The following is an 11,900-nucleotide window of genomic DNA, read 5'->3' on the forward strand; positions in this document are numbered from 1 at the left end:
CTACTTACAATTCTTTTTGCAATTGGAAAAAGTATTGCACTGCTTTAACCAGGCGACTTCCGTACCAGGAAAACATTTCACCATCTACCAGCCGGACTTCAGTTAATGGCAATACTTCATGGATCACCTGGATATGCTTTTCGCTAAAAGGATAAGGTTCTGAAGAAAGTAGAATTAAATCAGGACGCAGGTCTGCAATAGCCGTTAGTGTTAACTCAGGATAACGGGTAGTAGTGACGGCATTATGGATGCCATTTAAAGCCATCATGTGATCAATGAAAGTACCTTTGCCTGCCGCCATGTAAGGTCCGCGCCAGATCAGGTACACTGCCGATCGCCTGATGTGGTGTTGAAGGGCCAGGTTTTGCAGGTCGTTAAAGCCTGCATTGATCAGGTGATTTAAATAAGCGGCTTCTGGCGCACGATTTACCAGTTCGCCAATGTGTTCAATGGCTTTTTTAGCATCGTTAAGGTTGTTCACATCACTCATCCACACCGGAAATTCCTGCATGAGTTCTTCGATCTGGTGTTGTTGGTTCTCTTCCTTATTCCCAATAATTAGATCAGGTTTAAGGCTGCGAATTAAATCGAGGTTGAGGTTTTTTGTCCCACCAATGGTGGTTTTACCCTTTACCTGCCCTGCCGGATGTATACAAAATTTAGTGAGGCCAATGATTTCCTGATTTAACCCCAGCTCAAACAAAAGTTCGGTTTGCGAAGGCACCAGGGAAATGACCCGTTTAGGTGGGTAATCTATTTGCACTTCCCGATTTAATTGATCCCTAAAGGTTCTTCGCATTGAACAAAGATAACAAACGCCTATTCATATTTCAAGGCGTTTACTGGATTGGCAGTTGCCGCACGATACGTTTGCCAGCTAACGGTGAACAAGCTTAGTAGCAGGGTAAATCCTGCGGTGAGCAGAAAGATTGATAAACTGATGGTTGTTTGAATTTCAAAACCTGACAACCACTCCTTCATCAGGTAGTAAGACACTGGAAAGGAAACCATCATTGCAATGAACACCAGTTTCAGAAAGCTGAAAGAGAGTAACTGCATTAATTCGGTGACGGAAGCGCCCAATACCTTACGTACGCCTATTTCTTTGGTTCGCTGCACAGCACTGTAAGCGGAAAGGCCATACAACCCGAAGCAGGAAATAGAGATGGCTAAGCCACCAAACAATTGGGCCAGGGTAGCCAGGTTACTTTCTTTTTTGAGCTTTAGTTCATTTAAATGATCAATAAACCTAATGTCAACGGGAAAATTTGGATTAATTTCCTGCAGGATCTCGTTGACCATGTTCGTACTTTCGGTCACACTCTTTTCCGGGTTCAGCCGCATGGTAATGACATCGCTAATGCCATCGGCAAAAGCAATGACCATGGGGGCGCTGAATTTACTCCGATCGCCCCAAACAATTTCTTCAAATACCCCTACTACATGGCGTTTTTCGCCCTGGTAGACAATTTGGGCACCAAGGGGCTGCTGCAGGTTCATTACTTTTACAGCTTTGCTGCTTAATAATAATGCCGCAGAATCTGAGGCGATTTCCTTCTTAAAGTCGCGGCCCACAATGATGTTGATGCCTGTTGTTTTCAGAAAATCATAAGTGGTATAGATCTGGTCGAAATCAACTAACTTTCCTGATGCTGGCATGCCGGGCCATAACAAACCCCTAATGCTGCTATCTTTATTCGTTACACTATTTGACGATTGTGTAACTGCGGTAACAGCTCCACTGGCTAACAACCTGGTTTTTAACAAGTCGTACTTCTGGTACAATAAACCTTCATGTGGTATTTCTACCAGTGCATTAGATTCATAACCTAATGGGCGGTTTTTGATGGCATTTAATTGTTTATAAATGGTGATGGTTAAGGCAATAAGCATGACCGCAAAGCTAAACTGAAGCACAACCATCACTTGCCTTAAACTAATGCCCTGGAGCCCGCCCGACTTATGCTGTTGTTTAAATGCTTGCATGGCGTTAAACCGGGACAGGTAAAATGCTGGATAGAAACCTGCCAAACCACTGGTGAGCACCAGAAAACCTAAAAAAGCCAGGGCGTAATAAGGATTGAAGTATTCTATAGCCACTTTTATATCCAGCAAATGGTTAAACCAGGGCAAACTCAATTCCACAAAGGTAATGGCAAAGATCATGCTGATGGCGGTGAGCAAAAATGATTCAAGAAGAAATTGATAAATAAGTGATCTCCTGGAAGCACCAATCACTTTTTTAACCCCTACTTCCTTGGCCCTCTTTTTAGCATGTGCTGTAGAAAGGTTAACAAAATTTATACAGGCAATCAATAAGATGCCAAAGGATAATCCTACGAAAAGACGTACTTGCTGAATCTGGCCACCCACCGCCTTCCCGTTAGCAAAATCGCCATAGAGGTGGAGTTTATGGAGTGGATACAGAAAAACATCTTCACGGATAACCGAATTATGTTTAGCGACAAAGCCATTAAGTTTGTTGTTAAGACCATCAATATTCGCCTCCGGGCGAAGGGTGATTAAGGTAAAAAAGTCCTTATTTCCCCAATTGGGATTGGCAGGCCAACTGTTCAAGTTTTCGAACAATGCCCACGGGGTTAGGGCTTCAAAACCATAGGTGATGTTGGCAGGCAGGTCTTTTATGACTCCGGTAACTTTCAGTTTGGCCTGGTTCTCAAACGTTAGCGCTTTATTTAATACGTTAGTGGTACCAAAAAAACGTAGCGCAGTACTTTCAGTGAGCACAATAGAATTAGGTGCTGATAAAGCCCGTTCAGGATGTCCATGTATAAATTCGAAATTAAATACTTTTAAAAAAGCCGGGTCTGCATACCTGCTTTTCACTTTGAGGCTATTGTTCTCCCTGGCAATTAAACGGTCGTATTGGCTGGTCGTTCTGCTCACCTCCATGATTTCAGGAAAACTTTCTTTTAAAGTCGCTGCTAAAACATTTGCGCTCAATCCAATGGTCCTAGTTACCTCACCATGGTCATCATACAGGTTAACCATAGCCTGATAGGTGTTAGTGGCCTGTTTAAACTGCTTATCATGGTTCCACTCCTGATGAGCATACATCAGCAACAATAAACAAGAAGCCATCCCTACAGACAATCCTGCTACATTGATGAAGGAGGATAGGCTATTTTTACAGATATTTCGAAAGGCGATCTTAAAGTTGAGCTTAAACATGGTTTATCAATCAGGATGTGGTTAACACCTTAACGTCCTCTTCTATGACGCCATCTAATAAATGCAAAATCCTTGACCCGTAAGCGGCGTTGGCTTCTGAATGGGTAACCTGAATAATGGTAATGCCATCTTCCTGGTTTAGCTTTTTAAACAGGTCCATAATCTGCAAAGCCTGAATGGACTGCAGGTTACCAGTAGGCTCATCGGCAAGGATAATAGTGGGTTGTGCCACCACCGCACGTGCGATACCTACTAATTGTTGCTGTCCGCCAGACAACTGGTTAGGGAAAAGGTCTTTTTTAGCCACCATTTGAAAACGGTCCAACATCTCTGCTACCCTGCTTTTTCTTTCGGCACTACCCACATTTTTGTAAAGCAAGGGTGCCTCAATATTCTCTGCAACGGTCATTTCATCAATCAAATGGTAAGCCTGAAATACAAAACCGAAATGGTTTCTATATAAATCCATGCGCTTACGCTCATTTAAGGAGGTGACGTTGGCTCCCATAAATTCATACTGCCCATAAGTGGGATCTTCCAGCATGCCCAGCACATTTAACAAAGTTGATTTACCCGCTCCCGAAGGTCCCATGATACTCACGAACTCCCCTTGTTTGATGGTGGTGGTGATATGGCGAAGGATATAACTTTTCACGCCTTTAGTGTCATAATATTTTTCTATGTTTTTTAACGCGATCATGTCTGTAGGATTATTCATATTTCAGGGCATTAATGGAATTGGTAACGGCCGCTCTGTACGACCTGAGGCTTACCGTCAACAGGGTAACCAGCATGGAAATAAGCATGGCAATGGGCACCCCTTGTGTCCCGCCTGTTCCAGCCTGATAATCCCAATTGGTAACTACCCGGTAAATTCGGTCGTTATGTTCAAAATGTTCGTCAAAACTTGTCTGATAGTGAACAAAAGTAAAGATCAGTATACAACTGGCCATGCCAATGGATAAGCCTAAAATATTAATAAAGGAGTAACCTTTGTTTTTCCATAAATTACGGAAGGCTATTTTCAGGTTGAGCTTAAACATCTTAAATTAATTCTTCTGTGCGCCCTTTGTTTATTTTTTCGGAAATGACGTGCCCGTCTTTTAAATTGATAATGCGGTTAGAAAAGCTGGCATCGTGTGAGGAGTGTGTCACCATCACAATGGTTGTCCCTTGTTCATTTAATTCACAAAGCAATTCCATAACTTCATTACCATGCGAACTGTCCAGGTTACCTGTAGGCTCATCGGCAAGCACTAATTTCGGTTTGGTGACCAATGCACGGGCTACGGCTACGCGTTGCTGCTGTCCCCCGGAAAGTTGCTGAGGGAAATGTCCGCTTCGGTTTACAATATTCATTCTTTCGATGATTTCATTCACCAGTTTCTTCCGCTCAGCTGATGGCACTTTATTATAGATCAGTGGAAGTTCGATGTTCTCAAAAACGGTGAGTTCATCAATCAAATTGAAGTTTTGAAAAACAAAGCCCATGTTACGTTTTCTAAAATTTGACCGCTCCCGATCATTCAGGTGAAGCAGCTCCGTTTCCTGGAATTTATAACTCCCGTTTTCTGGTTTATCCAATAACCCCATTACATTTAACAGCGTAGATTTTCCACAACCGGAAGGACCCATGATGGAAACAAACTCACCTTGTTTTACGTGCAGGTGAATACCATTTAAAGCGGTTGTTTCAATCTCTTCAGTTTTATAAATTTTTTCCAGATTTTCAATTTTAATCATGTCGTATGCTATTGAGGTGATTAATTAATAGTTATCATGTCGTATTGTTGATATTGATCGTAGGATGAGGTGATCACTTCCTCCCCTTTTTGAAGGCCTTCCATGATTTCATAAAATAAGTAATTTTTTCTGCCAATTTTGATGTTTCGTTTGCTTGCTTTTCCATCTTTTAACACAAACACCCAGGATCCACCTGTACTTTGAAAAAACTGTCCCTGCGCCAATAACAAGGATTTACTATTAGCTGATAAAGTGAGTTTGGTTTGTAAGGACAGGCCTCTTCTAAGTTCAACCGGAGATTTACCTTCAAAGACCAATTCTACCTGGAACTGACCGGCGGTGACCTCTGGAATAACCTTTCGTACCGTAAGCGGGTAAGTTTGTCCGTTAAATTCACAACTCGCTTTCTGGCCTTCTTTTACCCGGTTGATGTAATATTCATCTACGCCGGCTTGTAATTTATAGCCCTGTAACACATCAATCTTTCCGAGCATTTCATTAGGGTTATATGATTTACCGATTACCGGATCATAAGATGATAAACGGCCTGCAACGGGTGCTTTGATCGTCATGTTTTCAATGTTTTGCCGGATCGTTTCCAGGCTGGCATTCATCCGGCTAATGGAAATATCAATTTGCTGTAATTGCATGACCCGGCTTTGGTTTTCCTGGGTAACTGCTTGTTTTAATATAGCCCTCCTACCCAGGTTGTATTCATAATCCTGACTCGAAGTTCTAAACTCTTCTCTGGTAATCACCTGTTTGGCGAAAAGCATGCTGTCTGTACGGTACTTTCTGGTCGCCGTACGTAAATTGTTTTCAATGACCATCATATCCTGACTCATGATACGTTGGTTTTGTTCAAGGTCTAATTTCAGTTTACGGAGTTGATTAATCTGTTCAATAATACTAGTTTCACTGCTGGTGTAGTTTGATAGTGCATTTGGATTGGCAACCCTTAATAAGGGCGTGCCTTTGACAACCGTAGCGCCGTTTTCAGTAAAGATCTCTGCGACAGTACCACCTTCAGATGAACTGACGATTACTGAAGTTAAGGGCACCACACTCGAGTTTAGTAACACTACGTCTTCAAAATCACTGTAGATAACTTTACTTATGGTCACTTTTTCAGCATCAGCTTTGTAGACTTTATTCAATGACAACGTGTACCCGTAAATGACCAAACTAGTGATAACCAACAGTCCGATAAACAGGATGATGCGTTTTTTTGTAAACCTCTTTTTTTGAATTATTTTGTCCATTGTATTACAGTTGTACTGCAATAACCAATGAGGGTGCCAAAAGAAAAATACACATATAACACATTGATTTACAGAACAAATGTTATCAAAGAAACATTTTACTGTTCATTTACGAACAGTTCATGTGCATCAGCGAACACTTTATATTATTTTTGATAAAACATGATGAGCAAACACTCACAAATAACCATGAATCTTGCTCCTCATGGCTTCATTACTGTTAAAAAACAAATTATATACTGATGTACAATAGATATGATTGACGCTAACATACTTATCATAGACGATGATGACGACATTCTGCTGAGTGCTAAATTATTTTTAAAACAGCATGTTAAGCAGGTGATCACCTGTAAATCGCCGAAAGAAATCAATGTGTTGTTAAGCAAAAACGACATCGACCTGGTATTACTCGATATGAATTACCAAAAAGGCACGAGCGACGGCCGAGAGGGTTTATATTGGCTGGAACATATCCTGTCTATCGACAAAGATCATGTTGTTGTAATGATGACAGCCTTTGGCAATGTAGAACTTGCTGTGCAGGCCATAAAAAAAGGAGCTACAGATTTTATTTTAAAACCCTGGGAAAATGAAAAGCTCTTTGCCACCTTATCTGCAGCTAGTAAATTAAGGCAGTCTACCAAAAAAGTGAAAAAATTGGAGAAAATACATGTATCCATGCAAAAGGATCTGGCCAGACAATTTGATCACCTTATCGGAAATTCAGAGCCGATCAAAAAACTTCAGCATATATTGGTTAAAGTGGCACCAACAGATGCCAATGTGTTGATTTTGGGGGAGAATGGAACAGGTAAGCAGGTATTTGCCTACGAATTACATAAGCAATCGCTGAGAAGGAACAATGCTTTTATGCATGTTGATTTAGGCTCATTGCATGAGAATCTTTTTGAAAGCGAGTTATTTGGCTATGCTAAAGGTGCTTTTACGGATGCGAAAGAGGATAAACCTGGACGCTTTGAGTTAGCCGAAGGGGGAACAATCTTTCTTGATGAGATTGGTAATCTTTCCCTCCCACTACAAGCTAAACTGTTAAGTGTGATCCAAAATAGAACAGTTAACCGATTAGGGGAAAGCAAAGAAAGAAAGATCAACGTTCGTTTGATAACGGCTACCAATATGCCATTAAACGACATGGTAACCCAGGGAACTTTCAGGCAAGACTTGTTATTTAGGATAAACACGGTTGAAATGGTGTTACCACCACTTCACCAACGTGGGGAGGATATTATGTTATTAGCAGCGCATTTTCTGCAAAGTTTCAGTAATAAATACCATAAACGTATACAACAATTTGAACCGAAAGCAGTAAACCTGATGCTCCATTATCGCTGGCCAGGGAATGTACGCGAATTACAACATGTGATCGAAAGAGCAGTGATCATGTCCGAAGGAATATTGATCACACCGGAGGACCTACAATTAAGTCCGCAAAAGTTCGGTATGGGGACTCAACCGCCAACGGAAATGGCATTGGAGGATATGGAGAAAATGATGGTACAGAAGGCCATTGAAAAACATAAGGGAAATATTTCAAGGGCCTCAGCAGAACTGGGATTAACACGTGCAGCTTTGTACAGGCGCATCGATAAATTCAATTTATAATGTTTTACCATCGTTTCACTTTCCGCTTAACTTTAAGAATCCTCTTCATCAACATCCTGGCGATAATGTTGGTATACCTGGTCATTAATACAACCTTGTGGTTTACCATAAGTGGAATCGCTATGCTATTGATGGCCTCAATGGTGTCATTCTACATCTTCATCAACAAGATGAACGACGATATTAAGCGATTTATCCTGGCCGTAAAAACTCGGGATAATACCATAAACTTCAAAAACAAAGTAAGAAAGGGCAGCTTCCCCGAATTATACAAGTCCTTCGATGAAATCATTCAAATCCATAAGAATATTCAGCTGGAAAAGGAGTCTATGTTTCAACTCATTAAAACCATTCTGGAACAAGTTCCAGTAGGTGTTATCGTGGTGAAAGGAAAAGAATTAGAAACAGATCAAAATCAGGTGGAGATCGTTTTTTTCAACCAGGCAGCAAGCAACCTACTCCAGGTACCAGCCTATAAATACTGGCATCGGTTAAAAAACCACATTCCTATATTTGCACGGGAAATAAACAGCATTAAAGAGGGAGGGAAAAAATTTATAGAATTGAAGATCCAGGATAAACTGACCCAGTTATCTACAGAGATTATTCCGCTAAACCTATATCACACAGATTACATCATCATTTCATTTCAGAATATCAAAGACGAAATTGAGCAGAAGGAAGCAGAATCCTGGAATCGCCTTATAGATGTGATTTCCCACGAAATCCTCAATTCTATTACGCCCATCAGCTCGTTATCGGATACGGTAAACCGTATGATAACCGATAAAAACACTTTGAATGAAGAGGACCTGGCCGATTTAAAGCCAGCCCTTTTAACAATTAAACGTCGCTCTGAAGGTTTATTAGATTTTGTGAAAGACTACCGGTTAATCGCAGAGTTACCTACTCCAGTATTAGAAAATCATACCATTGGCGAAATATTAAAACATATCAAACTCTTAATGCAGCCCTATGCCACAGGTAAAAACATACGATTAATTATCGGAGAAACATCGTCCAAGATCACCATCAAATTAGATTTAAAGCTTATTGAACAAGCGTTAATTAACTTGATAACCAACAGTATTTATGCAGTTGAAGAAGTGGAAAATCCGGTAATTGAAATCAACTACCGGTTAGCCCATAATAAATTATTCCTGGAAGTTTCAGATAACGGAAAAGGCCTGGATTCTAGCCTAACGGATAAGGTTTTTGTTCCATTTTTTACAACTAGAAAAAATGGTTCAGGTATTGGCTTAACCATTACCCGGAATATTATGAAAATGCACGGGGGGAATGTAGAATTACAATCCTCCCCGTATGACAAAACAGTCTTTTCTTTAGTATTTAAATACCAATAAATTAAATTACAGTTCCATCTGGAATAGTAGCGCCTTTCTTAATCACAATGATACCATCCTTAACGGCGTAGGTACCAAAATCTCCATCAGGTAAATGCGGGCCACCTTCAATGTGTACATCATTACCAATTTTACAGTTTTTATCTAATATTGCATTTCGGATAATACAACGTTCGCCTACGCCAATCACCGGGTTACCCAAATTAGTTTCTTTCTCTATTTCAATCAGCGTTTGGTACCTGTCGCTGCCCATGATGTAAGCGTTTTCTACCTTAGTACCTTTCCCTATACGTGCCCTGATTCCAATCACCGCATGTTTGATTTCCTCAGCCTGTAAAATACAACCTTCTGCAATGACTGTTTTATCGAGAGTGGTTCCAAGGATCTTTGATGGAGGAAGCATTCTCGGACGTGTGTATATGCTGTGGTGACTGTCGAATAAATTGAACTTAGGTATGTCGTCTGTTAGGCCCAGGTTAGCTTCAAAAAAGGAAGAAATATTACCAATATCTGTCCAATAGCCTTCATATTGAAAGCTCAACACTCTATAAGAATCAATTAAACGGGGGATAATTTCTTTTCCAAAATCTTTTTCATCAGGATTTTCTGCAAAGATTTTGATCAATAGCTCTTTATTGAAAATATAAATCCCCATCGAAGCCAGGTAATTACGCCCTTCTGCCTGCATGGTTTCACCCGTATCAGATGACCAGTCTTTCAGCATCTCTGAGTTAGGTTTTTCCGTGAAAGACGTAATAATATGCGTTTCATCAGCTTTCAGAATACCAAAGTCAGTTGCATCTTTTGCTGTTACAGGAATGGTGGCTAAGGTAATTTCGCAACCACTGTCAATATGCGCATTAATCATTTCATTGAAATCCATTTGGTATAACTGATCACCAGATAAAATCAATACATATTCAAATTCATGGTTCAGCAAGTGGTGCATCGTTTGACGAACGGCATCTGCTGTTCCCTGAAACCAGGTAGGATTATCCGGAGTTTGTTCTGCAGCAAGAATATCAACAAAGGCATCACTAAAATGACTAAAATGATAAGTGTTTTTAATGTGTTTATTTAGCGAGGCGGAATTAAACTGTGTTAATACAAACATCCGGTGAATGCCTGAGTTCAGGCAATTTGATATGGGTATATCTACTAAACGATACTTTCCGGCAATTGGTACAGCAGGTTTGGAACGGGTTTGTGTTAGTGGCGATAATCTGGAGCCCTGGCCACCGCCAAGGATTACTCCCAATACTTTTTCAGTCATATGTATATTTTATATTTGGTATAGGTTTATATATTCTTGTGCAGCTTTGTCCCAGGAATGATCTATTTGCATCATTGTTTTACGTATTTCTTTAACTCTTTTTTTATCTTGATAAAGATCATATGCCCTACCAAGGGCATGCCCTACATCCCAAACACTGGTTTGGTCGTGGCAAATTCCAAATCCTCCATCACCTATATCAATTACCGTATCTTTTAGTCCACCAATTCTCCTTACTATCGGAATGGTGCCATAACGCAGCGCATATAATTGATTTAATCCACATGGTTCTACCCTTGAAGGCATCAATAGAAAATCTGCACTCCCATAGATTTGATGAGACAAGGCTTCATTATAACCGATATAAGCATTATAATGACCTGGGAAAATTTCTTTTAACTGTGCTAAACGACCTTCTACCTGTGGATCTCCAGAGCCTAAAACCAACACACTTATCTTTCCATTAGCCTGATGCAATGCATTATAAAAGATCTCCGGAAGCAAATCCGCTCCTTTTTCACCAACTAAACGACCAATAAAAGTAAACAGTGGATTTTCTGGATTCAGGTTAAAAACACTACATATAGCGGCTTTGTTTGCTTTTTTGGCACTTTCTACGGTTTTTATAGTGATATTTTTATGAAGCAGCTGATCCTGAGCAGGATCCCATACTTCATTATCTATTCCATTCAGTATACCTGTAGACTTTCCTCTTTCCTGTGCCAGTAAAGTTTCCAAACCGTTGGCCTGGTAACTGATTTCGTCAAGGTAACTTGGAGAAACCGTCGTAATCCTCCAGGCACATTTAATTGCAGCGGCTAATGGGTTAATGGCACCCTTCCAATCCAGTTGTCCGGATCTCCAGGCATCAAATGCAGGAATATAATGTAATTTGTCCCAGCCGAACTGCCCCTGGTACTGGGCGTTGTGTATAGTAAGCACCGATGGTACTAAACTTAATTTCCTGTAATTGATGCAGTTAGACATCATAAAAGGAATAAGACCGGTATGGTGGTCATGGCAATGCACCACTTCTGGCAGATGTTCCCATTGTGCCATCCAATCTAACACCGCGATTTGAAATGCCAGAAAGCGTTCCGTATCATCGGGATAACCATATACCTGTGGCCGGTCGGTAAGGCCAGCGATGTGAACAAGAAACAGGTCGAAACCTAATTTATTCGTTTTCTCTCTAAATATTCGTACGGTAAAGTTTTGAAAGCCAAGTTTGCCCCATCCGTCATAAACTACCTCAAATTCGTTCTCCCGCATAAAACGGGTTTCATAGGCGGGCATAACGACCTTTGCGAAATGCCCTAATTTGTTTTGGTATTTTGGTAAAGCACCTACTACATCGCCTAATCCACCTACTTTAGCTATCGGGTAACATTCTGCACTTACGTGTATAATCTCCATAATTGATCGTTTGAAAAATCAACT

At 40.6% G+C, this 11,900-nt stretch carries 10 protein-coding genes; 2 read left to right on the top strand and 8 right to left on the bottom strand.

The window, feature by feature from the left end; genetic code table 11:
- Nucleotides 1–4: 4 nt before the first annotated feature.
- Genes IWX76_RS13000 through IWX76_RS13025 form a run of 6 tightly spaced genes read right to left on the bottom strand, consistent with a single transcriptional unit; the run spans nucleotide 5 to nucleotide 6,197 of the window.
- Entirely contained in the window at nucleotides 5–799 is a 795-nt protein-coding gene (locus tag IWX76_RS13000) for an ABC transporter substrate-binding protein (protein WP_196860357.1), read from the bottom strand.
- A gap of 20 nt (nucleotides 800–819) precedes the next feature.
- On the bottom strand, nucleotides 820–3,192 hold the full coding sequence (locus IWX76_RS13005) for an ABC transporter permease (RefSeq protein ID WP_196860358.1): 2,373 nt from the start codon (nucleotides 3,190–3,192) through the stop codon (nucleotides 820–822).
- A 10-nt stretch (nucleotides 3,193–3,202) separates the two neighbouring features.
- A complete protein-coding gene (locus IWX76_RS13010) occupies nucleotides 3,203–3,892 on the bottom strand; it encodes an ABC transporter ATP-binding protein (protein ID WP_196860801.1) in 690 nt (229 codons plus the stop codon).
- Nucleotides 3,893–3,902: 10 nt separating this feature from the next.
- Nucleotides 3,903–4,235 carry an ABC transporter permease gene (locus IWX76_RS13015; protein WP_196860359.1) on the bottom strand — a complete coding sequence of 111 codons (333 nt, stop codon included), beginning with the start codon at nucleotides 4,233–4,235 and terminating at the stop codon, nucleotides 3,903–3,905.
- Between the two features lies 1 nt (nucleotide 4,236).
- Nucleotides 4,237–4,935, bottom strand: a complete 699-nt coding sequence (locus IWX76_RS13020) for an ABC transporter ATP-binding protein (protein ID WP_196860360.1) — start codon at nucleotides 4,933–4,935, stop codon at nucleotides 4,237–4,239.
- A gap of 20 nt (nucleotides 4,936–4,955) precedes the next feature.
- Complete coding sequence (locus IWX76_RS13025) at nucleotides 4,956–6,197, bottom strand: efflux RND transporter periplasmic adaptor subunit (protein ID WP_196860361.1); 1,242 nt, start codon at nucleotides 6,195–6,197, stop codon at nucleotides 4,956–4,958.
- A 255-nt stretch (nucleotides 6,198–6,452) separates the two neighbouring features.
- Here IWX76_RS13025 and IWX76_RS13030 point away from each other — a divergent pair, with 255 nt between their 5' ends.
- Complete coding sequence (locus tag IWX76_RS13030) at nucleotides 6,453–7,823, top strand: sigma-54-dependent transcriptional regulator (protein ID WP_196860362.1); 1,371 nt, start codon at nucleotides 6,453–6,455, stop codon at nucleotides 7,821–7,823.
- Nucleotides 7,823–9,187, top strand: a complete 1,365-nt coding sequence (locus tag IWX76_RS13035; RefSeq protein WP_196860363.1) for a sensor histidine kinase — start codon at nucleotides 7,823–7,825, stop codon at nucleotides 9,185–9,187. The genes IWX76_RS13030 and IWX76_RS13035 overlap by 1 nt, the downstream gene beginning before the upstream one ends.
- A gap of 1 nt (nucleotide 9,188) precedes the next feature.
- Here the strand turns inward: IWX76_RS13035 and IWX76_RS13040 are convergent, their stop codons facing one another.
- Together IWX76_RS13040 and IWX76_RS13045 are read right to left on the bottom strand one after the other, a co-directional pair.
- Complete coding sequence (locus IWX76_RS13040; protein WP_196860364.1) at nucleotides 9,189–10,460, bottom strand: glucose-1-phosphate adenylyltransferase; 1,272 nt, start codon at nucleotides 10,458–10,460, stop codon at nucleotides 9,189–9,191.
- Between the two features lie 9 nt (nucleotides 10,461–10,469).
- Nucleotides 10,470–11,876 carry a glycogen synthase gene (locus IWX76_RS13045; protein WP_196860365.1) on the bottom strand — a complete coding sequence of 469 codons (1,407 nt, stop codon included), beginning with the start codon at nucleotides 11,874–11,876 and terminating at the stop codon, nucleotides 10,470–10,472.
- Between the last annotated feature and the right edge of the window lie 24 nt (nucleotides 11,877–11,900).

The organism is Pedobacter sp. CAN_A7, from assembly GCF_015752175.1.
Classification (GTDB): domain Bacteria; phylum Bacteroidota; class Bacteroidia; order Sphingobacteriales; family Sphingobacteriaceae; genus Pedobacter.